The sequence below is a fragment of the Bradyrhizobium sp. Kon10 genome, assembly GCF_055807395.1.
In genome coordinates, this window is record NZ_JBVVOZ010000001.1 from 435243 (window position 1) to 459050 (window position 23808).

General features: G+C 64.7%; 20 protein-coding genes and 1 pseudogene. 10 read left to right on the forward strand and 11 right to left on the reverse strand.

Annotated elements, in window-relative coordinates:
* Positions 1-56: 56 nt before the first annotated feature.
* The 4 genes from AC0L2O_RS02130 to AC0L2O_RS02145 all read right to left on the reverse strand — a co-directional run bounded on the left by AC0L2O_RS02130 (position 57) and on the right by AC0L2O_RS02145 (position 5252).
* Positions 57-482 carry a hypothetical protein gene (locus AC0L2O_RS02130; protein ID WP_369725844.1) on the reverse strand — a complete coding sequence of 142 codons (426 nt, stop codon included), beginning with the start codon at positions 480-482 and terminating at the stop codon, positions 57-59.
* A gap of 117 nt (positions 483-599) precedes the next feature.
* Entirely contained in the window at positions 600-1484 is an 885-nt protein-coding gene (locus tag AC0L2O_RS02135; RefSeq protein ID WP_473368513.1) for a 4-(cytidine 5'-diphospho)-2-C-methyl-D-erythritol kinase, read from the reverse strand.
* A 25-nt stretch (positions 1485-1509) separates the two neighbouring features.
* Positions 1510-3306 (reverse strand): tetratricopeptide repeat protein, encoded by a 1797-nt coding sequence (locus AC0L2O_RS02140; protein ID WP_473368514.1) that lies wholly within the window; start codon positions 3304-3306, stop codon positions 1510-1512.
* Positions 3307-3590: 284 nt separating this feature from the next.
* The gene (locus AC0L2O_RS02145) at positions 3591-5252 is read right to left on the reverse strand and encodes an electron transfer flavoprotein-ubiquinone oxidoreductase (RefSeq protein ID WP_369725847.1); all 1662 of its coding nucleotides are present in this window, start codon (positions 5250-5252) and stop codon (positions 3591-3593) included.
* Between the two features lie 137 nt (positions 5253-5389).
* Here AC0L2O_RS02145 and AC0L2O_RS02150 point away from each other — a divergent pair, with 137 nt between their 5' ends.
* A complete protein-coding gene (locus tag AC0L2O_RS02150; protein WP_409189935.1) occupies positions 5390-6199 on the forward strand; it encodes a uracil-DNA glycosylase in 810 nt (269 codons plus the stop codon).
* A 126-nt stretch (positions 6200-6325) separates the two neighbouring features.
* Here AC0L2O_RS02150 and AC0L2O_RS02155 read toward each other — a convergent pair whose 3' ends face one another.
* From AC0L2O_RS02155 to AC0L2O_RS02165, 3 genes are all read right to left on the reverse strand, one after another.
* Positions 6326-7834 (reverse strand): glycosyltransferase family 39 protein, encoded by a 1509-nt coding sequence (locus AC0L2O_RS02155; RefSeq protein WP_473368515.1) that lies wholly within the window; start codon positions 7832-7834, stop codon positions 6326-6328.
* A gap of 99 nt (positions 7835-7933) precedes the next feature.
* Positions 7934-8767 carry a ribonuclease HII gene (locus AC0L2O_RS02160; protein ID WP_369725850.1) on the reverse strand — a complete coding sequence of 278 codons (834 nt, stop codon included), beginning with the start codon at positions 8765-8767 and terminating at the stop codon, positions 7934-7936.
* 75 nt (positions 8768-8842) lie between these two features.
* Positions 8843-10006, reverse strand: a complete 1164-nt coding sequence (locus tag AC0L2O_RS02165; protein ID WP_473368516.1) for a PA0069 family radical SAM protein — start codon at positions 10004-10006, stop codon at positions 8843-8845.
* 210 nt (positions 10007-10216) lie between these two features.
* Here AC0L2O_RS02165 and AC0L2O_RS02170 point away from each other — a divergent pair, with 210 nt between their 5' ends.
* Both AC0L2O_RS02170 and AC0L2O_RS02175 read left to right on the forward strand, forming a co-directional pair.
* A complete protein-coding gene (locus AC0L2O_RS02170) occupies positions 10217-12631 on the forward strand; it encodes a phosphoketolase family protein (protein WP_473368517.1) in 2415 nt (804 codons plus the stop codon).
* 8 nt (positions 12632-12639) lie between these two features.
* A complete protein-coding gene (locus AC0L2O_RS02175) occupies positions 12640-13818 on the forward strand; it encodes an acetate/propionate family kinase (RefSeq protein ID WP_473368518.1) in 1179 nt (392 codons plus the stop codon).
* Positions 13819-14093: 275 nt separating this feature from the next.
* Here AC0L2O_RS02175 and AC0L2O_RS02180 read toward each other — a convergent pair whose 3' ends face one another.
* Positions 14094-14933, reverse strand: coding sequence for an RMD1 family protein (locus tag AC0L2O_RS02180; protein WP_369725854.1), 840 nt, complete (start codon positions 14931-14933; stop codon positions 14094-14096).
* A gap of 230 nt (positions 14934-15163) precedes the next feature.
* Here AC0L2O_RS02180 and AC0L2O_RS02185 point away from each other — a divergent pair, with 230 nt between their 5' ends.
* Together AC0L2O_RS02185 and AC0L2O_RS02190 are read left to right on the forward strand one after the other, a co-directional pair.
* A complete protein-coding gene (locus AC0L2O_RS02185) occupies positions 15164-15739 on the forward strand; it encodes a glycosyltransferase family protein (RefSeq protein ID WP_369725855.1) in 576 nt (191 codons plus the stop codon).
* A gap of 65 nt (positions 15740-15804) precedes the next feature.
* A complete protein-coding gene (locus AC0L2O_RS02190; RefSeq protein WP_473368519.1) occupies positions 15805-16734 on the forward strand; it encodes a bifunctional helix-turn-helix transcriptional regulator/GNAT family N-acetyltransferase in 930 nt (309 codons plus the stop codon).
* A gap of 226 nt (positions 16735-16960) precedes the next feature.
* Here AC0L2O_RS02190 and moaB read toward each other — a convergent pair whose 3' ends face one another.
* Together moaB and ypfJ are read right to left on the reverse strand one after the other, a co-directional pair.
* On the reverse strand, positions 16961-17524 hold the full coding sequence (gene moaB, locus AC0L2O_RS02195; protein ID WP_473368520.1) for a molybdenum cofactor biosynthesis protein B: 564 nt from the start codon (positions 17522-17524) through the stop codon (positions 16961-16963).
* 81 nt (positions 17525-17605) lie between these two features.
* Positions 17606-18538 (reverse strand): KPN_02809 family neutral zinc metallopeptidase, encoded by a 933-nt coding sequence (ypfJ, locus tag AC0L2O_RS02200; protein ID WP_369725857.1) that lies wholly within the window; start codon positions 18536-18538, stop codon positions 17606-17608.
* Between the two features lie 406 nt (positions 18539-18944).
* Here ypfJ and AC0L2O_RS02205 point away from each other — a divergent pair, with 406 nt between their 5' ends.
* The 4 genes and pseudogenes from AC0L2O_RS02205 to AC0L2O_RS02220 all read left to right on the forward strand — a co-directional run.
* Positions 18945-20075 (forward strand): DNA methyltransferase, encoded by a 1131-nt coding sequence (locus AC0L2O_RS02205; protein ID WP_473368521.1) that lies wholly within the window; start codon positions 18945-18947, stop codon positions 20073-20075.
* A gap of 121 nt (positions 20076-20196) precedes the next feature.
* On the forward strand, positions 20197-20523 hold the full coding sequence (locus AC0L2O_RS02210) for a hypothetical protein (protein ID WP_473368522.1): 327 nt from the start codon (positions 20197-20199) through the stop codon (positions 20521-20523).
* A gap of 125 nt (positions 20524-20648) precedes the next feature.
* The gene (locus AC0L2O_RS02215) at positions 20649-21335 is read left to right on the forward strand and encodes a glutathione S-transferase family protein (protein WP_473368523.1); all 687 of its coding nucleotides are present in this window, start codon (positions 20649-20651) and stop codon (positions 21333-21335) included.
* 44 nt (positions 21336-21379) lie between these two features.
* A pseudogene (locus AC0L2O_RS02220) lies at positions 21380-21553 on the forward strand (LysR family transcriptional regulator); the annotation flags it as partial.
* 102 nt (positions 21554-21655) lie between these two features.
* On the opposite strand, the gene AC0L2O_RS02225 reads toward AC0L2O_RS02220, so the two are convergent.
* Positions 21656-22276 carry a glutathione S-transferase family protein gene (locus tag AC0L2O_RS02225; protein WP_409189944.1) on the reverse strand — a complete coding sequence of 207 codons (621 nt, stop codon included), beginning with the start codon at positions 22274-22276 and terminating at the stop codon, positions 21656-21658.
* 127 nt (positions 22277-22403) lie between these two features.
* Between AC0L2O_RS02225 and AC0L2O_RS02230 the strand changes: the two genes are divergently transcribed.
* Positions 22404-23684 carry a flavin-dependent oxidoreductase gene (locus tag AC0L2O_RS02230; protein ID WP_473368524.1) on the forward strand — a complete coding sequence of 427 codons (1281 nt, stop codon included), beginning with the start codon at positions 22404-22406 and terminating at the stop codon, positions 23682-23684.
* Positions 23685-23808 lie beyond the last annotated feature (124 nt).

Below are 23808 nucleotides of genomic sequence, written 5' to 3' on the forward strand. Positions count from 1 at the left end.
CGAGCGCAGCGCGCTGCGCTCGCAATGACGAACAAATTTAGCTCAACGCGCGATCGCTAGGGTGCGACGGCGATATAGGGAATGCAACCGACCACCGCGACAAGCTGGATCGCATTGCTCAACATGCCGCCCCAGTGCAGCCGTCGCAACCGGCGCACTGCATCGGAATGGCCTGCATCTCTGTCCTGAAGCCGCGCATCCATCTGCCGCAGGAACCAGCGGCGCGACCAGGCTGCGAGAACCGCGATCAGGCAGATGCCGACGGCCAAAATCGGGCGACCAGCCAGAGCAACGGCGATCGTCCCGACGGCACCGGCAACCGCCAATGCCAGGAAATAGCCGTTGAACATGCCGCGCAACAGCTCGGCGACGGTCGGGACATCCAGCCTGACCAGCAGAAAGGCGGGAGCGGCCAGCAGGAGGTAAAACATCGGAAGCAGCAGGATGATGGTGGCGAACAGGGCGACATTGTCTGGCGTCATCCAAACACCCTTTCCTCTGCCCGCCGGCCAAGAAGCTTCTCCGGCTGACGAGCAATATCGGCCGCACCCCATCACGAGCGCCATTGGGCTTTGGTCGGAGGCGATAGGCGGACGTGCCTAACTCAACGTCCCCGCATGCACCCACCACCCGGAGTGGTCCCGGCGAATCTTCTCGGCAGCGGCATGCGCATCGGTGGGCGCGCCGAAAATCGCAAAGCAGGTCGCACCCGAGCCGGACATGCGGGCGAGCTTGACACCGCGGGAGTCGCGCAGAGCTTCCAGCACGTCGCCGATCACCGGCTCGATGCGCAGCGCGGGCGCTTCGAGATCGTTCGGGACGGTTTCGAGAACGTCGACCCAGTCGGCAATGGAGGCGCCTTCCTCCGGCCACGCAGGGGCTTCAAGGACGGAGGTCGCGCCGACCAGCAGGTCGCCGTTGCGCAGGCCGAGCGCCTTGAACACGTCCTTGGTCGCGACCGGCACGCGCGGATTGACCATGACGCAGGGCATACTCGGCAGCGCCAGCGGCAATAGCTGCTCGCCGACCCCTGTCATGTCGCAGGCGCGCGAGAACAGACACACCGGCACGTCGGCACCGGTCGCGAGCGCGACCTGCTGCAGGCGGGGATCATCGAGCGACAGATTGTTGAGACGCGCCAGCAACCGCAACGCCGCCGCCGCGTCAGCTGAACCACCGCCGATGCCGGCTGCGACCGGCAGCACCTTGTCGAGCGCGAAGGCGCCCAATTTCAGGTTCGGCACCGCCTCTGCCAAAAGCTTGGCGGCCTTGAACACGAGATTGTCGGTGGTGTCGCCGCAGGCTGCCGCGAGCGGTCCCGTGGTGGTGAGCTTCAGCTCGCCACCCGGCTCCAGCGTGAGCCGGTCGGCGCAATCTGCGAACGCGACCACGCTTTCGAGATCATGATAGCCGTCGGCACGACGGCCGACGACGCGAAGGCTCAAATTGACCTTCGCGCGTCCCTCTTCCTTCAACGCCGGCATTGGCGACCAACCCCCAACAGCACCCTCAGCCGCCCTTGCCGTCGTCCTTCTTCTTCTCTGCCTGCGCGGCCGAAGAGTTTGGAGTGTCCTCTGTCAAACCATTGGCGATCTTGGCCTCGATCTTCGGCAGCTCGTCCGGCTCGGGCTTGAGGTCGCGGGCGTGCGCCCACTGGAATTTTGCTTCCAGCGTGCGGCCGACGCGCCAATAAGCGTCGCCGAGATGATCGTTGATGGTGGGATCCTCGGGCTTGAGGTCGATGGCGCGCTCGAGGTTCTTCACCGCCTCCTCGTAATTGCCGATGCGGTAATAGGCCCAGCCGAGGGAGTCGACGATGTAACCGTCGTCCGGACGCTGCTCGACGGCACGCTTGATCATCTTCATGCCTTCGTCGAGATTCACGCCCTGGTCGATCCAGGAATAGCCGAGATAGTTGAGGACATGCGGCTGGTCGGGCTGGAGCTCGAGCGCCTTCTTCATGTCGGCTTCGGCCTTGCCCCACTCTTTGGAGCGCTCCTCGCAAATGCCGCGATAATAGTACCAGACGCTGTTCGCCTTGTCGTTTCCGGCCGGCAGCACGTCGATCCCTTGCGAATAGGTCGCACCGCAGTCGCCGAACTTCTTGCGGCCGCGCTCGAGATTACCGAGCGCCATGATGGCTTCGAGATCCTTGGGGTCTTCGCTCACGACGCTCTTGAGTATCTTGATCGCCTCGTCGGTGCGGTCGGCGGAATCCAGATCGACCGCGAGCTGGATCTGTGCGTTGCGCTTCAAGGGCGACGACGACGGCACGCGCTCATAGACCTTGATCGCCATCTGCGGCCGCTTCACCGATTCGTAGAGGTCGGCGAGCGAGAGCAGCGCCAGCGGATGCGTGGGCTGGAGATAGAGCGCGAGCTGGAGATAGACCAGCGCAAGATCCTCGCCCCCGCGGCGGGTCAGCGTGGCGCCGATGCCGTAGAGCGCCTCGGCCGCGCCGGCCTGCGCGGAATCGACCAGCGGCGGCATCTTCTTGCCGGCCTTGGTCTCCCGCAGGCCTTCCAGGATCAGCGGATGGCGGGCGAGCTTTTTGTCGAAAGCCTCGTAGACCGCGGTCGCGGAAGCCGCGTCCTTGTTGCGTGACAGCCAGCGGCCATAGGCCTCGGTGACGCGCAGCATGGAATCGTCGAGCTTGTAGGCGCGCTCGAAACGCGTACCTGCGTCCTTCTCCTTGCCGGAGAGCTCGAGGATCATGCCGGCATGCAGATCCTTGAACAGCGGATACCATTCCGGTCCCGCCAGCTTGTCGATGCTGGCGACAGCGCCCTTGGCGTCGCCGGCGCCGTAAGCGGCCCAGCCGGACAGCAGGGTTGCGACCAGATCGGTGATCGGTCCGCGAATCGACTGGTTGATGTTGCTCTGCGCGCTCGGATATTTCTTCAGCTTGAGGTCGTGCACGCCGACCACGAGGCGCGCGACTCGGTTGGTCTTGTCGATGGTCAGGATACGCTCGGCGAGCTTGACCGCTTCATCGATATCGCCGTCCGCGACCGAGGAGATGAAGGCACGGTCGAGCAGCTCGTTGTTCTTGGGATCGCTGCGCAGCGCGGAGCGATAGAAGGCCGCGGCGGAGGCCGCATCGCGCTCGACGCTGGCGTGGCGCGCGGCGAGATAGCTGCCGGACGTGGTCAGCGCCTTCAGATCGTTTCGGGTCGGAAACTGCGCCGCCGTGTCGGCCGGATGATCCGGCGTCTGCGCCCGGACCCCGCCGGGGACCGTCGCGAGCGCTGTGCCCATGAGGGCGATGGCGGCAACAGTCCAGCGGTTAAAACGATTTGAAAACATCAGGGCTCGCCTTGAGTTGGTAGTGCCTGGGTTTGGAGCAGAAGGCCGTCTCGCATGCGAACGCGGCCGGCGACATCGGGACCCGGAACCGTCAGGGCCGGACAATGCCGCTTTTGGCGCCTCACCGCAAGGATTCGGACCGTGCGGTCCCCTCCGCGCGCCCCGAACCGGCCTGAGGTGCCCCAAGACGCTGCTAGTATGGCCTTATCGTGGCCGCAGCCGCCGGCTACGCCCCGGTTCCACGCGAACGTGCGCTCCGTCACCTTTCGCGACTTGGTGCGCCGTTACATCGCCTCGTAGTTCGGGCCGCCGCCGCCCTCCGGCGGAACCCAGGTGATGTTGCCGTTGGGATCCTTGACGTCGCAGGTTTTGCAATGAACGCAGTTCTGGGCGTTGATCTGGAAGCGCGGGCCCGCACTCTCCTCGACCCATTCATAGACGCCGGCCGGGCAATAGCGATTCGATGGACCGGCAAAGACATCATGCTCGGACATTTTCTGCAGATTCATGTCGGCCACCTTGAGATGGACCGGCTGGTCCTCCTCATGATTGGTATTGGACAGGAATACTGACGACAGCTTGTCGAAGGTGATCTTGCCGTCCGGCTTCGGGTAATTCTTGGGCGCGTGCTGTTTCGCCGGATCGAGCGTCGCGCGATCGGGCTTCGCATGCGACTGGGTGCCGAACATCGAGCCGCCGAACAGCGTGTTGCACCACATGTCGAAGCCGCCGAGCGCAACACCGATCACGGTGCCGAACTTCGACCACAGCGGCTTGACGTTGCGGACCAGGAAGAGGTCCCGGCCCACGGACGACGAGCGCCAGGCGTTCTCGTAATCGACGATCTCGTCATTGGCGCGATTGGCAGCGACGGCGGCCGCGACATGTTCGGCGGCAAGCATGCCGGTGCCCATCGCATTGTGCACGCCCTTGATGCGGGGGACGTTGACGAAACCGGCCGCGCAGCCGATCAGCGCGCCGCCTGGGAAACTCAGCTTCGGCACCGACTGGTAGCCGCCTTCCGTGATGGCGCGGGCGCCGTAAGCGAGCCGCTTGGCGCCCTCGAAGGTGCCGCGGATCGCCGGATGGGTCTTGAAGCGCTGGAACTCATCGAACGGCGATAGATACGGATCGTCATAGTTCAAATGCACGACGAAGCCGACCGCAACGAGATTGTCGTCGTAGTGATAGAGGAATGAGCCGCCGCCGGTCTTCAGGTCGAGCGGCCAGCCGAAGGAATGCTGGATCATGCCCTTCTGGTGCTTGGCGGGGTCGATCTGCCAGACTTCCTTCAAGCCGATGCCGAACTTCGACGGCTCGCTGTTGGAGTCGAGCGCGAACTTCGCGATCAGTTGTTTGGTCAGGCTGCCGCGCGCGCCTTCGGCGAACAGCGTGTACTTGCCGAGCAATTCCATGCCACGGGTAAAGGAGTCCTTTGGCTTGCCATCCTTGCCGATCCCCATGTCGCCGGTGGCGATGCCTTTCACCGCCCCCTGCTCGTCATAGAGCACTTCGGCCGCGGCAAAGCCCGGATAGATCTCGACGCCGAGCGCCTCGGCCCTGCGCGCCAGCCAGCGGCAGACATTGCCGAGCGATCCGATATAGCAGTGATGGTTGTCCATCAGCGGCGGCATGATGAAATTCGGCAGCCTGATCGCGCCGCCAGCCGTCATCCAGTAGAAGCGGTCATCCTTGACCTGCGTCTTCAGCGGGCAGTCGGAATCCTCGCGCCAGTCGGGGATCAACTTGTCCAGCCCGGCCGGATCGATCACGGCGCCGGAGAGAATGTGCGCGCCGACCTCGGAGCCCTTCTCCACCACGACGACGTTGAGATCGGCATTGAGCTGCTTCAGCCGGATCGCGGCCGCCAGGCCCGAGGGGCCGGCGCCGACGATGACGACGTCGAATTCCATGGATTCGCGCGGGGGAAGTTCTTCGATGCTCATCTGATCTCAGCCCTTGAGACGGTTCCTCGGTCGTTTGCGCTCCCTTGTTTCCGATTTTTCCGGGTAGGACAACCACGGAAATGCGTTCCGCTGGGATGCAAGGCGCCCGAAACTGATATAAAAGCCTGACTTTCCAAATGATCCCCGAACCCGCACCCACCGTCCGAGAGCTGCTCGCCTTCTATCTGGAGGCCGGTGTCGACTGCGCGCTCGCAGAAGAGCCGGTAGACCGCCTGGCGGAAATGGATGCTCCGCCTCCGGCCCCGCGTGCGACACCTCCGATCGAGGCCCCGCGGCCTGTCACCGCGCCCGCCGTGATGCGGGGCGAGGCCGCTCCCGCACCCGAGATCGCCATCGCCTCCGCACGCGATGCCGCGCGCACCGCGCCGACGCTGGAGGCGTTGCGCGAGCTGATGCAGAATTTCGAGGGCTGCGCGCTGAAGCACACCGCGACTCGGCTGGTGTTCGCCGATGGCAATCCGCGGGCCCGCATCATGTTCGTCGGCGAGGCGCCGGGCCGCGACGAGGACATCGAAGGACTGCCGTTTGTGGGGCGCAGCGGCAAGCTGCTCGATTTGATGATAGGAGCCATCGGCCTCAACCGCACCAGCGCCTATATCGCCAATGTGATTCCGTGGCGGCCGCCCGGCAATCGCACGCCGACGCCGCAGGAGACGCAGATCTGCCTGCCCTTCATTCAGCGCCAGATCGAACTGGTGAATCCCGACGTGCTGGTCACACTCGGCAATCCCGCGACGCAGACGCTGCTCTCGACCCGCGAAGGCATCATGCGCACTCGCGGCCGCTGGTTTGATTACGAGACCGGCGCGCGCACGATCCGGGCACTGCCGACGTTCCACCCGGCCTATCTCTTGCGCTCGCCATCCTACAAGCGGCTGGCCTGGCAGGATCTGCGGGCGATCGCGAAGGTGCTGGCGGGCGCGTGAGGGACGGATACTCCTTCCTCGTCATTGCGAGCGAAGCGAAGCAATCCAGAATCTTTCCGAGGAGGGACTCTGGATTGCCTCGTCGCAAGAGCTCCTCGCAATGACGGCGGAGAGAGCCGCGCGCGCCTACGTCCCCTTCGGCCGCACAATGGCCCAGCCGATGCGCAGGAGCTGCTGGCGTCCGGTCACCAGCCATTCGAAGGCGCGCGGCACTTCCGGCACGATGTCCGGAAAACGCTTGAGGATGTCGGGCGGCGGGGTGCCGGCAGTGTCGGAGGCGCGCCAGACCACCACGCCGCCAGTCTCGGCGAAGCGCGCGGGCGTCATCCACGGCGTGCGCGCGGGCTCGGCATCGATGAAGAGATGCGGCCGGCCGGAATGCAACGTGATCAAGCTGGCAAGCTGCGTCTCGCCGGCGACCGCGCGCAGGCGGTGATTGGTGCGGCGGGCAAAGCTGTCGTCGAAGAAGTCCGAGATCGCGCGCGCCGGCATCGAGGTCGCGATCTCGCCGGTGCCGCTCCAGGGTAGAAACAGCACCGCCAGCACGACGCCGGCGGCGGGGGCGACGATTGCGGCGGCCCACACCGTGCGCAACATCCGGGCACGGCGCATCGCGATGAGATCGCCGGCCGCCACGACCACGGCGAGGCCGGACATCACGAGCACGACCCCGGCACCAGCGACGACAGCATCGAACCCGAGCAAGCCGGAGATCAGGACCGCGCCGATCACCGGGGCGAGCGCAACGAAATAGACGAAGTTGCGCGCGAGTGGCTCAACCGGCGGCCGGTAGATGATGGGCGCTTCCTCGCTCTTGCCGGCGAACAGGCTGGTGTTGAGGAACGTCAGCACCGGGATCGCCGCCGTGCCGAGCACGAGCCCGCCGAACAGCCAGGCCGCGTGCAACGCGCGGGCGTTCAGGTCCGAGATTTGCGGCAAGGCCGGCAGGACAAGCGTCTCCGCACGCATCAACCAGACCGCATAGGGCAGCGCCAGCACGGCGACCACGATCAGCGCAAACAGCGGATCGAGCGCGCGCAGCGTCTTGCGGCCACGCGCAGTCGAGAACGCAAAGATCACGAGCAGCATGAGCAGGAAGATCGCGGCGGGCGTGGTCAGCAGCAACAAACCTGCCTCGATCGACCAGGCGAACCAGGCGTTGCCGCGACGCTGGCCGATGATCTGCCAGGAATGCAACAGCAGCAGCGTCCAGAGCGGCCGCGCCAGTATCAAGGGGCCGAAGTCGAGCGCGGGCGAGGAGAAGGCCAGCGCAGTCATGGTCAGCAGCACGGCGAGCACCGCATGCTGGGTGCCGACCACGGCGCGCGCGAGATGGTAAAACGTGACGAAGGTCGCGATCTCGCACAGTTCGGCCAGGACATAGACGCCGAACATGTGGCCGCCGGCGGCGCGATAGGCGATGTCGGCGAGCCAGAGCGGCAGCGGCGGGCCAAGATCGGTGCCGACCTGGTATTCGCGGCCAAAGGCCAGCAGTGTTGCGAGGTTGCCGGGCGGGCTGCGGTAGAACACCAGCGCCACCAGCAGCCACATCGCGGCCTGCAACAGCACGGCAATCCATACGATCAGCCGCGGCCGGGCGCGAATGAGCTCGATGACCAGGGAGGTAAACCGCATGCAACGTCCGAAAGATGCAGCCAACCCGTCCAGCCGGCCCTATTCGCTCATGATTGTTTTGATAAAGGGCGCTGCGCGTCGTGGCAACGACAGTCTGCTCTAGAGGCTGGCGGACGCATCGATTTCGATGGCCGCTTCCACCTGCATCTCGGCCTCGGCGACAGCAAACAAGTCCTGCACCGGCTCGACCGTCCAGGGCATGTGCTTGGCGCGGGCGGCGACGACGGGGGCGAAGAAGCTGCGGTGGTGCACGGTGGGCCCGAGGCGGTCGAGGGCATCGAGATGCTCCGGAACGGCATAGCCCTTGTGCTGCTCGAAGCCGTAGCCCGGGCAGTCCTGCGCCAGCGCGCACATCAGCCGGTCGCGCGTCACCTTTGCGATGATAGAAGCTGCCGCGATCGACAGGACGATGCCGTCGCCGCCGATCACGGCCTCACAGTCGCAGGTGGTATCCAGACGGTCGCGACCATCGACAAACACGTGGCGTGGCGGCTCGGGCAGCGCCACCACCGCGCGCTTCAAGGCCCAGAGCGAGGCGCGCAGGATATTGTCGCGGTCGATGCGGGAGCGAGAGGCGACCGCGACGGAGACCTGCGCCGTCGCGCAGATCTTGTCGAACAGTTTTTCACGTTCCTCCGCGGTCAGGCGCTTGGAATCGTCGATGCCGCGCGGAATGCGGTCGGGATCGAGAATTACCGCAGCCGCCACCACGGGACCGGCGAGCGGGCCGCGGCCGGCCTCGTCGCAGCCGGCGACCGGCCAGATGCCGCGCTTGATCAGCGCGCGCTCGCGGCGGAAGCTCGGCGAAGCAACCGCGATGACGCTTTTCTTGGCCGCACCCTTGCCCGGCTCGGCATTCCCGATCGAAGCCTTCTCAGGCTTTTGAGGCGCGACCTTCTTGGCCGGCTTGCTGACGGACTTGTCCCGAATCATGGCCGGGATCGTGCGCACGCGCCTCCGGCCAGCGCAACCGGGAACCCCGGGCAATTCCCGTTATTCAACGACTCCTCAGAACAGACTGAGCTGATCGCCCTCCCGCTTCGGCCTCGCAAAATGATCGGTCGTCAGCTTGGAGCGGCGCTTGTTCAGCCCGAGCCTCTCGCAGGCGATCTCGAAGCGGCGGCCGATGGTCCAGGCCATCGGGCCGGTGCCCTTCATCCGCTCGCCCCATTTGGCGTCGTAGTCGCGACCGCCGCGCATGTCGCGGATCAGCGTGAAGACGTGGCGGTAGCGGTCCGGATAGTTCGCCATCAGCCATTCGCGGAAGAGATCGCGGACCTCCAGCGGCAGCCGCAGCAGCACGTAGGAGGCTTCCTTGACGCCGGCATGGGCGGCGGCATCGAGAATACGCTCGATCTCGGAATCGTTCAGCGCGGGGATCACGGGAGCCACCATGACGGTGGTCGGAATGCCGGCCTCCGAGAGCTGCTTCAGCGCCTCCAGCCGCTTCTGCGGCGTCGAGGCGCGCGGCTCCATGGTGCGCGCCAGCTTGGGATCGAGCGAGGTGACGGAGATTCCGACCTTGGCGAGGTTGCGCTTGGCCATGCGTGCGAGAATGTCGATGTCGCGCAAGACCAGCGCCGACTTGGTGACGATGCCGACGGGATGGCCGGTGCGCTCCAGCACCTCCAGAATGCCGCGCATGATTTTGCGCTCGCGCTCGATCGGCTGGTAGGGATCGGTATTGGTGCCGATCGCGATCATCCGCGGCTCGTAGCCGGCCGCGGCGAGTTCCTTCTCCAGCAGCGCCGGCGCGTCGGGCTTCACGAACAGCTTTGACTCGAAATCGAGCCCCGGCGACAGGCCGAGATAGGCATGCGTCGGCCGGGCGAAGCAGTAGACGCAGCCATGCTCGCAGCCGCGATAGGGATTGATCGAGCGGTCGAAACCGATATCGGGGGAATCGTTGCGCGTGATCACCTTGCGCGAGGTGTCGACCGCCACCGTGGTCTTGAACGGCGGCAAATCTTCGAGGCTTTGCCAGCCGTCGTCGAAGGCGACGCGCGCCTCGGCCTCATAGCGGCCGCTGGCGTTGGATTGCGCGCCCCGGCCTCGCCTGCGCTGGCGGTCGATGGCGACCGCCAGCTCAGGAAAGTCGGAAGCCGCACCCGCCGGCTCGGAGGGCGCCGTGACCGGCGGGTGCTTGAGAGCATGAGAGGATGCTGGACTCATGAAGCCAAGATAGCACGACGAAAGAACAAATCAAGAACGCAAACAAAAAACTGGAAAACAACCCCATGCAAAGCAGCCGCCCAAATTTCGGGCGCGGTGCTTTGACCTCCCGCAACACGGCCGTCCCGGGCATCACGTCTGATGCCGGTCGGGGATCAATCGTCGCGCAACATGGTTGGTGACGAGCGCTGGGTGAAAGTCGGCAGGAACATGACAATCCAACAAAAAACGACCGCCGCGAGCGGCGACCTCGATCTCCTCGATCGCTACTGGCGCGCGGCGAACTACCTTTCCGTCGGGCAAATCTATCTTCTGGACAACCCGCTGCTGCGCGAGCCGTTGCGGCCGGAGCACATCAAGCCGCGTCTGCTCGGCCATTGGGGCACGACGCCCGGTTTGAATTTCATTTACGCCCATCTCAACCGGGTGATCCGCGCGCTGGACCTGAATGCGATCTATATCTGCGGTCCCGGTCATGGCGGCCCGGGCATGGTCGCCAACACCTATCTCGAAGGCAGCTACAGCGAGATCTATCCCGACATCGCGCGCGACGCGGACGGATTGCGCAAGCTGTTCAGGCAGTTCTCCTTCCCGGGCGGCATTCCGAGCCACGCCGCGCCGGAAACGCCGGGCTCGATCCACGAAGGCGGCGAGCTCGGCTACGCGCTGGTCCACGCCTATGGCGCGGCCTTCGACAATCCCGACCTGCTCGTGGCCTGCGTCGTCGGTGACGGCGAGGCCGAGACTGGCCCGCTCGCGGCGTCCTGGCACTCGAACAAGTTCCTCAACCCGGCGCATGACGGCGCGGTGCTGCCGATCCTGCATCTCAACGGCTACAAGATCGCCAACCCGACCGTGCTCGGGCGGATGCCCGACAGCGAGATCCGCGAGCTTTTTCGCGGCCTTGGCCATGAGCCGCTGTTCGTCGAGGGCGACGATCCCAAATTGATGCACCGGATCATGGCGGATGCGCTCGACGTCGCGCTCGCCAGCATCCGCTCGGTCCAGCGGCATGCTCGCGACGGGCGCAAAAACGTCGAGCGGCCGCGCTGGCCGATGATCGTGCTGCGCAGCCCCAAGGGCTGGACCGGCCCCAAGGAGGTCGACGGCCTCAAGGTCGAGGGCTTTTGGCGCGCGCATCAGGTTCCAGTCTCGAACTGCCGCGAGAATCCGGCGCATCTGAAACTGCTCGAAGACTGGATGCGCAGCTACGAGCCGGAAAATCTCTTCGACGCCAACGGCACGCTCATCCCCGAGCTTCAGGCGCTGGCGCCCGAAGGCAGCCGCCGCATGGGTGCCAATCCGCACGCCAATGGCGGGCTGTTGAAGAAGGAGCTGAAACTGCCGGACTTCCGCAGTTTCGCCGTGGACGTGCCGGAGCCGGGCGGTGTCATTGCAGAAGCAACGCGCGAGCTCGGCAAATTCCTGCGCGACGTCATCCGCCTCAACGCGCAGACGCGCAACTTCCGCATCGTGGGACCGGACGAGACCGCGTCAAACCGGCTCGACGCGGTGTTCGAGGCGACCGAACGGGTGTGGATGGAGCCGATCGAACCTTACGACGTGCATCTCGCGCAGGACGGCCGCGTGATGGAGGTCTTGAGCGAGCACCTTTGCCAGGGCTGGCTCGAAGGCTACCTGCTCACCGGACGGCACGGCTTGTTCTCGTGCTACGAGGCTTTCATTCACATCGTGGATTCCATGTTCAACCAGCACGCCAAATGGCTCAAGGTGACGCGGCATTTGCCATGGCGGCGCCCGATCGCCTCGCTCAACTATCTCCTCACCTCGCATGTCTGGCGCCAGGACCACAACGGCTTCAGCCATCAGGATCCCGGCTTCGTCGATCTCGTCGCCAACAAGAAGGCCGACATCGTCCGCATCTATTTTCCGCCCGACGCCAACACGCTGCTATGGATCGCCGACCATTGCCTGCGCACCTACGACCGCGTCAATGTCATCGTCGCCGGCAAGCAGCCGGCCCCCCAATGGCTCTCGATGCGGGACGCGGCCACGCATTGCGACGCCGGCATCGGCATCTGGACCTGGGCGGGCACGGAGGAGGCGGGCCACGAGCCCGACGTGGTGATGGCCTGCGCGGGCGACGTGCCGACGCTTGAGACGCTCGCCGCCGTCGACCTCCTGCGCAATGCGTTGCCCGAGCTGAAGATGCGCGTCGTCAACGTCGTCGATTTGATGACGCTGCAACCGAAGGAGCAGCATCCGCACGGCCTCGCGGATCGCGACTTCGACACCTTGTTCACGCGCGACAAGCCGGTGATCTTCGCCTATCACGGCTATCCTTATCTCATCCACCGGCTGACCTATAACCGCACCAACCATGCCGGCATGCATGTGCGCGGCTTTGCTGAGGAAGGCACCACGACGACGCCATTCGACATGGTCGTGCTCAACGAGCTCGACCGTTACCATCTCGCGATCGAGGCCATCGAGCGCGTGCCGGGTCTTGCGGCCAGGGCCGCCGACGTGAAACAGCACTTCCGCGACAGACTGATCGAGCATTCGCACTATGTGCGCGAACACGGCGAGGACATGCCGGAGATCCGCGACTGGGTCTGGCAGAACAGCGCAGGCGGCAAGACTCCGGCCGAAGCCGGCGATTGACGGCAGCCATGTCGGACACCGTTCTGGTTCTCAACTCCGGATCGTCGAGCATCAAGTTCGGCCTGTTCGAGCTGTCGGGGTCCGATCCCGCCCTGCTCTGCAAAGGACTGCTCGACGAGCACGAGACGAAGCCTCGACTCGCCGTGAAGAGCCCGGCGGGCGAGACCCTGTTCGACAAGCAACGCACAGAGGCGGATACGGGCAGCGGTCACCTGTTCGCAGACGTGCTTGGGTTTATCGAAGAGCATTTCGGCGAGCGCCACTTGCGTGCCGTGGGCCATCGCATTGTCCATGGTGGGCCAGACTATTCAGGGCCGGTCGAACTGACGGAAGACGTCTACGCGAAGCTTGAAGCGCTGACGCCGCTGGCGCCGCTGCACCAGCCGCGCTGTCTCGCGCCAGTGCATACGATCCGGGCGATCCGGGCCGCGTTGAGGCAGATCGCCTGCTTCGACACCGCCTTCCACCATGGTCTGAGGCCACCCGTGAGCCGCTTCGCCGTTCCGAGGCGCTATGAAGAGTGCGGCATCCGCCGCTACGGCTTTCACGGACTGTCGTTCGAATATGTCGCAGGCCGGCTCGCGGACATCGCGCCCGAGCTTACCGCCAAGCGCACCGTGATCGCTCATCTCGGCAACGGCGCGAGCCTCTGCGCGCTTCGCAACGGCCGCAGCGTCGACACCACGATGGGACTGACGCCGCTCGACGGATTGGTCATGGGTACGCGCTGCGGCGCCATCGACCCCGGCGTCCTGCTCTATCTGCAACAGCACGAGAAGATGTCGGTCGAGGACGTGCAGCACCTGCTCTATCAGGAGTCGGGCCTGCTTGGGGTGTCCGGCATCTCCGCCGACATGCGCTCGCTGCTTGCGAGCGGCGAGACTGCGGCAAAGGAGGCGATCGAGCTCTTCACGTTCCGTGCGGCCCAGGAGGTCGCAGTCATGGCGAATACGCTTGAAGGACTGGACTATCTCGTCTTCACCGGGGGGATCGGCGAGCACGCGCCGCAGATTCGCAGCATGATCGGTGAGCGGCTGGCATGGCTCGGCGCGCGCATCGATCCCATTGCAAATGACGCGGCGCACGAGTGCATCAGCGGCAACGACAGTGCCGTCGACATCTTCGTCATCCCGACCAATGAGGAATTGATGATCGCGCGACATTGCGCGGCGGTGTTGCAGCGATGAACGCTCGTTCGATTGGCGCATGATGGCAGCCATCCGTCATTGCGAGCGCAGCGAAGCAATCCAGACTGGCTATGCGGTGGGATTCTGGATTGCTTCGCTGCGCTCGCAATGACGAGAATGCGGCATGCAAGCGTGTGGAGACATACCCTCACCCAAGTGAGTTTGCGTCTCCTCACGATGCTGCCCTCTCCCATAGGGGGCGAGGGCACGGTCACGCGCATCTCGCTCGCGGACCGGATTGCTCCAGCGACGCGCCTGTGCGGACTTCTTCCTGCTCAGTGAATGCCGGTATAAATCTGAAAACAGCCGATCGCGACTTCGATCACGATCAGTATCACCACCGCGATTTCGAGGCGGAGGGAACGCTGGGTGTCGATGATGTCCGTCAGCGCGTTGGCGGTCGCCGACACTGCCGTGAGCTTGCGCTCGAGCGTGTCGAGGCGCTCCTTCAGCTCGTACTCGTCTTCGAGACGGGCATAGAGCCGGTCGAGCTCCGGCTTCTCCCAGAGCACGTCGGGCTTCTCGGCGACAGCAACACGGCCAGCAACGCGCTGCTGCACCAGCAGCGCGTTGCCGATCAGTTGCAGAATGCCCTTGCGCCGGCGCGGCGTGCGGCCGTGCTCGGCGAGCTCGCGCGCAAAGGGCTCGATGACGTCGAAGACCGCGGCGACGCGCCGCTCGTCGCGCGCCAGCGACGTGCTCTTGGCAAGTGCGTCCGCAACCAGCAGCAGCCGGTCGTCGGAGAATTTGGCAAGGCAGATCGGCCCGCCCGGCTGGATCGCCTCGGCGCTTTCGTCGCTGCAAAGCTGCGCCTGTGCGGTCTCCTCTTCATAGGGGCTGAACTCGCCGGTGACCCGCGGCTTGAGGCTGTCGATCAGAACCTTCTCCTCGGAAGGAAGCAGGCCGATCAGCACCACGACGCCGTAACGGAAGATCACGGCCAGGCCGGCATGGATCCGGAAGGCGGCGGGCGTCGAGGACACCAGCGTGCCGATATCGAGGCCTGATGCATTGATGCGGTCGCCCAGCATCAGGGCGCGGATCCGCAAGGTCGGCGCGGCGTCCTGCTTCGACGATATTGGCGGAGTGCCAATGGAGAGTTGATCGACATTCACGCGAATATCCTCCTTGCGCGACCCGGCTTTCTACGGAGTCGGCACCGCTGCCGAAACATTTGGCAATCTTGCCACCCGCGCGCGACACATTTGGCTGCGTTGGACAGACGGGGATTTACCATCGCAAGCCGAAGCGTGCCAAAAAGTTGCACTCGGCGACGCCGGGTGTTTATGACACCGTCATAACAGGCTACGCTTCTCCCGAAGTCGCAGACACCGAAGCCCAAATCATGCTGAGCGTCATCATTCCGACCGACGGCGTCGAGCAGACGGCGGTCGCAAGTCTGGCCGCGCTGGTCCCCGGTGCTGCGGCCGGCGTCGTCCGCGAAGTTCTCCTCGTCGACGGCACCCGCAACGGCGTCATCGAGCGCGTTGCCGATGTCGCGGGCTGCCGTTTCATCGGCTACGAGGGTTCGTCGCAAGGTGCAGCCCTCGCTGCCGGCGCGCTGCAGGCCCGTTCGCCCTGGCTGATGTTCCTCCCCGCCGGGGCCGTGCTGGAGACCGGCTGGATCGACGAGACCACCCAATTCATCCAGGCCGTCTCATCGAGCGGCCGGGATCGTGCGGCCGTGTTCCGCTACGCCCGTTCCCCCTATTCTGATACCGGATACCGTGACGTCCTGCGCTTCGTCCTGCGCAAGCTTGCCGGCCCGCTGGCCGATCAGGGACTTTTGATCGCGCGTGATCATTACGACCGGATTGGGGGTTATCCGCCCCAAGCCCGCCGTTCCGAAGCGCAGCTGCTGCGGCGGCTCGGCCGTTCCTCCCGGACGCTGCTGCGGAGCCGGATTGTCATGGTCGGCTGACACGCATCTAATACTTGCCAAAGTCAAAGAATTGTTTGACGATGGCAAGTATCGAGGTGCGTCAAATGACAATCAACGGTACCGAGGATGCCATCGCAGCGGTTCGCGCCTTCAACCGCTTCTACACCCGCAAGCTGGGTGTGCTCGACCAGCATGTGGGAAAAAGCCCGTTTTCGCTCAGTGAGGCGCGCGTGCTCTATGAACTCGCGCATCGCGACGACCTTGCGGCAAAGGAGATCGGGACCGAGCTTGGCCTCGATCCCGGCTATCTCAGCCGCATCGTCCAAAGCTTCGACGAAAAAGGCTTGATTACGCGAAAGCCCCTGCCCGCAGATCGCAGGCAATACCAGCTCTGCCTCACTGCGAAGGGCCGTCAAACTTTCGCAAAGCTGAACCTCGGCTCGCAAAACGAGGTCGCCGCCATGCTGGCTCCCCTGGCGGCTGACGATGCAAAGCGGCTCACGCAGGCCATGGCGACCATCGAGGCTGTGCTGGAGCAACGTCGAAGCCAGCCCACGGCTTTCGTGCTGCGCAGCCATCGGGTCGGTGACATGGGCTGGGTCATCTCGCGACAGGCCGCCGCCTACGCGGCCGACTACAACTGGGATATCAGCTACGAGGCGCTGGTCGCCGAGATCTGCGCACAGTTCATCAAGAGCTATGACGCCGCGCGCGAGCACTGCTGGATCGCGGAAGTGGCTGGCGAGCCGGTCGGCTCGATCTTCTTGGTGAAGGCCACGGACGAGATCGCGAAGCTGCGCCTGTTGCAGGTGGAGAAGAAAGCGCGGGGACTGGGTGTCGGCCGCGCACTGGTCGAGCAATGCCTCCAGGGCGCGCGCGAGAGAGGCTACAGCAAAATGACGTTGTGGACCCAGAGCATCCTGGTCGCCGCGCGCGGCATTTATCGGAGCGCAGGATTCAAGCTGGTCGCGACCGAGCCGCATCACAGCTTCGGCCAGGATCTGATTGGGGAAACCTGGGAGCGGGATCTCTGATGCTGCAGCAGCGGGCGCGATGCGCATGAATGTGCCCTCGCCCCTTGTGGGAGAGGCAGCGACGCTGGCAGACGCGAGCTCGCTTGGGTGAGGGGTTTGTCTCCGCGAACGACTCTTTTGCAATGGTGCGTGCGGATAGATACCCCTCATCCGGCGCTTCGCGCCACCTTCTCCCACATCCGCCTTCGCCAAGGCTTTGGCGGACATGTGGGGAGAAGGAGGAAGACTACACCGTCGCGCCTTGGGCCTTTGGCCTGCGCAAATGTTCGTCCAGCCGCGGCATGATCTCGACGAAATTGCAGGGGCGCGTGCGGTAGTCGAGTTGGGGTTTGAGGATGCCGTCCCAGCCGTCGCGGCAGGCGCCGGGAGAACCAGGGAGGCAGAAGATGTAGGTCGCGCCCGCGACGCCCGCGGTGGCGCGGCTCTGGATTGTCGACGTGCCGATCTTGGCGTGGCTCAGCATGTGGAACGCGATCGAAAAACCGTCCATGCGCTTCTCGAACAGCGGCTCGATCGCCTCCGGCGTGACGTCGCGCCCGGTGAAACCGGTGCCGCCGGTGGTGATGACGACGTCGACGCTGGTATCCGCAACCCAGCGGCGAATCACCGCGCGGATCGCCTCGACATCGTCGGTGACGATCTCCCGCGCGGCGAGATGATGGCCCGCTGCGGTCAGGCGATCCGCGAGCGTCTGGCCGGACTTGTCGTCGGCGAGCGCGCGCGTGTCGGAGACCGTCAGCACGGCGATGTTGAGCGGGATGAACTGTTTTGTTTCGTCGATGGAGGCCACGGGCTTCACTCCTGCTTCACAACCACCGCCGCCATCCTCCGAGGCTCGCCGAAGAGGCGAGCACCTCAGGATGACGGATAACTACAACGACCCGCTGCCGAACGTGTTGCAGGCGTCCACCGTGCCGCGCTGGTAGCCGGTCATGAACCAGCGCTTGCGCTGCTCGGCTGAACCGTGGGTGAAGGAATCCGGCACCACGCGCCCGGTGGCCTGGCGCTGCAGCGTGTCGTCGCCGATCGCGCTTGCCGTGGTCAGGGCCGCGTCGATGTCGCCGGCCTCGAGGAAGCCCGGCCGCTTCTTCTCCTCGCGGTTGACCCAGACGCCCGACAGGCAGTCGGCCTGGAGCTCCACCTTCACCTGCAATGCATTGGACTCGGCCTTGCTGCCGGCCTGCTGCTGCAGCCGCGTCACGCGCGGAATGATGCCGAGCAGGTTCTGAATGTGATGGCCCGCCTCATGCGCGATGATGTAGGCCGCGGTGAACTTGCAGGCATTGCCGGAGCAGCCGTGGAAGCGCGTCTCGACCTCGCGGAAGAAGCCGGTATCGAGGAAGATGGTGCGGTCCGGCGGGCAGTAGAACGGGCCCATCGCCGACTGCGCCATGCCGCAGCGGCCGCCATTGGTGGCGTTGCGGAACAGCACGATCTTAGGGCCGGTGTAGGACTGGCCGCTGGCCTTGAATATCTCGCTCCAGCGATCGTCGATCTCGCCGAGCACGCCGGAGATCATGCTGCCCATCTCGTCCGTCGGCGCGCCGCGCTTGGCGGTCGAGGACTGGCGATCGGTCTGGTAGCTCGGTGCCTGGCCGCCGCCGGTGAGGATCTCGGCGCCGCCGATCAGGATGCGCGGATCGATGCCGAACGCGTAGCCGATCAGGCCGAGCACGATGACGGTCCCGATGCCGAGCCCGCCGCCGCCCATCGGAAGGCCGAACCCGCCGCCTCCACCGCCGCCGCCATCATCGCCGCGACGATCTTCAACGTCGTCGCTGCGGCGGAAATCATCATATCGCATGGCGGGCTTCCCTCAGTCCTTGTGGCATCATCTGGGCACAAATGCGCCAAAGCTCAACGCGCCACACATGTAAAATTTCCGTTGCATCAATATCGCGCTCGGCAAAAGTTGCCTAGTGCGACAGCGTGCCGGTGCCAGCAATATTTTCCGAGGGTCGTGCAATTTTTTCCGAGGGAAATTGGAGTCCTTTTCGGGATCGAGATGCTCCCGCAACGCGAAGAAATCAGAAATACACTGCAAAACACGGCGAATGCGCGCGACGAACCGGGCGCAACGCGCGATGCGATGCCTGCTCACAAAACCAGCGGGTTAAGTCGATTTTTACTTTGACGCTTCAATGTAACGGCCAGTCGGTTGTTTGGTCCCGCGTCGCCGACAGCGTCGCCTGAGTCAGAGTTCTTGAGTCATGGTAGAGTCGCGTCGCGGGGCGTCTGCAAGGGCGCCCCGCACAAATTTTGAATCCGCCTCGCATCGCATCATCCTCGGTGATTGCGTCGCCGAGATGTCGAAGCTTCAGGCCGGTTCGGTCGACCTCGTGTTCGCCGATCCGCCCTACAATCTCCAGCTCAAGGGCGACCTCAAGCGCCCCGACGAATCCCATGTCGACGCCGTCAACGACGAGTGGGACAAGTTCGAATCGTTTTCCGCCTATGACGATTTCAGTCGCGCCTGGCTGCTCGCCGCGCGCGCTGCGATGAAGCCATCGGCGACGATCTGGGTGATCGGCTCCTATCACAACATCTTCCGCGTCGGCGCCATCATGCAGGACCTCGGCTTCTGGCTCCTGAACGACATCGTCTGGCGCAAGTCGAATCCGATGCCGAATTTCCGCGGCCGCCGCTTCACCAACGCGCACGAGACCATGATCTGGGCCGCGCGCGACGAGAAGGCCAAGGGCTATACTTTCAACTACGAAGCGCTGAAGGCTGCCAACGAGGACGTGCAGGCACGTTCCGACTGGCTGATCCCGCTCTGCACCGGCGAGGAGCGCCTCAAGGGCGCCGATGGCAAGAAGGTTCACCCGACGCAGAAGCCGGAAGGCCTGCTCGCGCGCGTGCTGCTGTCGTCGTCGAAACCCGGCGATCTCGTGATCGATCCCTTCAACGGCACCGGGACCACAGGCGCCGTCGCAAAACGCCTCGGCCGCTCCTATATCGGCTTCGAGCGCGACAAGGTCTATGCCAAGGCGGCGGAGGCCCGCATCGCCGCGGTCGAGCCGTTGCCGGAAGCAAGCCTCGCTCCGTTCATGACCGCGCGCGAAGCGCCGCGGGTCGCGTTCTCCGAATTGATCGAGCGCGGCATGATCATGCCCGGCACCAAGCTGTTCGACGCCAAGAAGAAGCTCGGCGCGCTGGTGCGTGCCGACGGCGCCATCATGTTCGGCGACAAGGTCGGCTCGATCCATCGTATCGGCGCCGTCGCGCAGGGCGCGCAGGCCTGCAATGGCTGGACCTTCTGGCATATCGAGACCAAGAAGGGCCTCAAGCTGATCGACGAACTCCGCGCCGAAATCCGCGCGGGTATGGGAGCGGGATAAGTCCCATCCACCGTCATTCCGGGCTCGCGCAAACGCCCGCCCCGGAATGACGACTTCTTGAACGCCGCACCCGCTGAAACTGCGATAGCATCATCACTCCCGCCCCGACCCGGCCGGTCCGATGCGACGACAGTCCGAGACATTGCTGCTGGTGCCGCTGCTGCCGATCTTCCTGGTCGGTATGTTTCCGATGTTCCTGATCGGGCTGCTGGGATTTTTCGGGCTCGCCCTGTTCGGCGTGCTCGTGGTCTGCGTCGGGCTCGCCAGCAGCAACGAGGCCCACAACAGCTTCAATCACGACGTCATCGTTCACGGCTATGCGCGGGGGTCGGAGCGCGCCACCCAGGCGTCAAACGTGCACGCGGCGACGCGACTGGCGTTGCGGCTCGAGGCCGTGGGCGCGGCCATGGTGATTACGGCGGCAATCGGCCTCTGTTACGCCGGCTGATCTGCACGACGCGCGGATGCCGCACGGCAAACTCGCCGCTTGTGCTTTCGGACAGGTTCAGCAAGACAAGGCCGCCCGCGGCACGACGCTGCATTGTTCTGCAAAAACGCAATCGGGGAGACAACATGCTCAAATTCTATTTCAACGGATCGCCGAACCCGACCAAGGTCGCGCTTTATCTCGAAGAGGCTGGCCTGCCGTTCGAGCCCGTGAAGATCGACACCCGCAAGGGCGAGCAGTTCACGCCGGACTATTTGAAGATCAATCCGAACGGCAAGGTGCCGGCGATCGACGACGCGGGCACGATCGTTTTCGACAGCAACGCCATCTTGCTCTATCTCGCCGAGAAGACCGGAAAATTCCTGCCCGCGGCCAGCGCGCGCGGCGAGACCCTGTCCTGGCTGATGTTCATCGCCACCGGCGTGGGGCCGTATTCCGGTCAGGCCGTGCACTTCAAGCATTTTGCGCCGAAGGACCAGAACCACGACTACGCCCATAACCGCTACCAGTACGAGACCGATCGCCACTACAAGATCCTCGACGGTCACCTCAAAGGCCGCCGCTACATGGTCGCCGACAGCTATTCGATCGTCGACATGGCGCTGTGGGGCTGGGCGCGGATGGTGCCGTTCAAGCTCGGCGACGACGCCTTTGCGCGATACCCAAATGTGAAGCGGCTGGTGGACGAAATCTCGGCGCGCCCTGCGGCGACGCGTGCCCTCGCGCTGAAGGACAAGTTCACCTTCAAGGCCGAGATGGACGATGAGGCCCGCGGCAACATGTTCAAGCACATGACCACGAAGGTCGCCTGATCGCGTCTTGCTGTCATGAAAGGTCCACGCGTCATTGCGCGTGGATCGCGGCGCTGTCGCGGCAATTCGGGCTGGTCACCGTGACGCCGCCGCTCGATCCCGGCATCGACGAGCAGTTCATGTTCCATCCGACGCGGGCGCAGATGGACCAGGGCTCAATCTGGCTGCGGCGGCTGATGCTGGAGACGGAACGGGAGCTGGACCAAGCCAAGCGCTAACTCTTGTAGGGTGGGCAAAGCGCAGCGTGCCCACCACTCTTTCATAGCATGGAACGATGGTGGGCACGGCGCTGCGCACCTTTGCCCACCCTACAAGAGCCTTCACCCCTTCTGCGCGTCCATCACCTTGCGCACGGCCGGGCGGCCGGACATGCGCTTGAAGTGATCGGCGATCTTCGGCGTCGCGTTGATGTCGACGCTGTCGCCTTCGAGCCAGGTGGACAGCGTGTAGAGATAGGGGTCGCAGATCGTGAACTGATCGCCCATCACCCACGGCCCTTTGAACATCCTCTGCTCGATCAGGGCAAAGCACGCGCCCATGGTCTTCGGGACCATCGCCTTCATATCGGCGAACGAGCTCTCTTGCGTTGCCCAGCGCGCACCGCGCATCTTGTGGGCATGGTTGATGTGCACGGTCGAGCAGAGATAGGAGTTGAACGACTGGACCTGGGCGAAGTCGAAGGGATCGTCGAGCGGCGCGAGTTTCGCGTTGGGGAAGGTCTGCGCGAGATAGGCCAGCATCGCCGGCGTCTCGGTGAGGACGCCACGATCCGTCACCAGGGCGGGGACGCGGCCCTTCGGATTGATCGCGAGATAGGCCGGGCTGTTCTGCTGGTTGTCCTTGAAGCTCAACCGTTCCGCCGCGTAGTCGGCGCCGGCCTCTTCGAGGGTGATGTAGGTGGCGAGCGCGCAGGTGCCGGTGGCGTAGTACAGCTTGAGCATGTCGGACCTCATGGGAAAGCTGGAAATTAACGGCGGCCGGCCCCCTGGTCCATAGTACCACATCCTCTTCGCAGTTGCCCACCGGCGCCCGCTCGTGCCAAGACGCCCGCAATCGGAGGGGCTTTTCATGACCGTACTCATCGCCGGTGGCGGCATCGGCGGGCTGACGCTTGCGCTCAGCCTGCGCGGAATCGGTGTTCCCGTGAAAGTGTTCGAGAGCGTCGCGGAGCTGAAGCCGCTCGGCGTCGGCATCAACGTGCTGCCGCATGCGGTGCGCGAGCTGATCGAGCTTGGCCTCATGGACAAGCTCGACGCGAGCGGCGTGCGCACGCGCGAGCTCGCCTATTTCTCCAAGCACGGGAAGCCGATCTGGAGCGAGCCGCGCGGGCTCGAGGCCGGTTACAAATGGCCGCAATTCTCGATCCATCGCGGCACGCTCCAGCAGCTGCTGCTCGACACCGCGGTCGAACGGCTCGGCCGCGAGAATATTCTGACCAGCCATCATCTGACCGGCTGGACCGAGACCGCCGACGGCGTGCGCGCCGACTTCGTCGACAAGGCGACCGGTAAGCCGGCGGGCACTTACGACGGAACACTGCTGATCGCCGCCGACGGCATCCATTCCGCCGCGCGAGAGAAGCTCTATCCGCAGGAGGGGCCGCCGATCTGGAATGGCCGCATCCTGTGGCGCGGTGTCACGCCGTCAAAATCCTTCCTCACCGGCCGCACCATGATCATGGCCGGCCATGAGATCCTGAAATTCGTCTGCTACCCGATCTCGAAACAGCCAGACGCGGCCGGCAACCACCTGATCAACTGGGTCGCCGAGCGCCACATGCCGCCGACCTATCAGTGGCGCCGCGAGGACTACAATCGGACGGCGCGGCTGGAAGAATTCCTGCCCTGGTTCGAGAGCTGGCAGTTCGACTGGCTCGATGTGCCCGGCCTGATCAAGGCCTGCCCGCACGCCTATGAATATCCGCTGGTCGACCGCGATCCGGTGTCGCAATGGACCTTCGGCCGCGTCACGCTGATGGGCGACGCCGCGCATCCGATGTACCCGATCGGCTCGAACGGCGCCTCGCAGGCGATCCTCGATGCCCGTACCATCACCCGCGAGATCCTGGCGCATGGCCCGACGCAAGCGGCGCTGCTCGCCTACGAGACCGAGCGGAGGCCTGCGACCACCGACCTCGTCCTGCTCAACCGCAAGAACGGCCCCGAGCAGGTGATGCAGCTCGTCGAAGAGCGCGCGCCCGACGGCTACGCGGTCGTCACCGACGTGCTGTCGCAGCAGGAGCTCGAGGATGTCGCCGCGAACTACAAGCGCGTCGCGGGTTTCCAGGTCGAGGCGCTGAACGCGAAACCGCCGATCGTGAGCGGGGGCGCGAAGCGGGTGGGGGGCTGAGTTCGGCTCGACCTCTGTCGTGCGACGCTACGAGCGAGATGCGACTTAATGTGCCCTCGCCCCTTGTGGGAGAGGGCAGCGACGCTGGTGGACGCAGACTTACTCGGGTGAGGGGTTGTCTCCG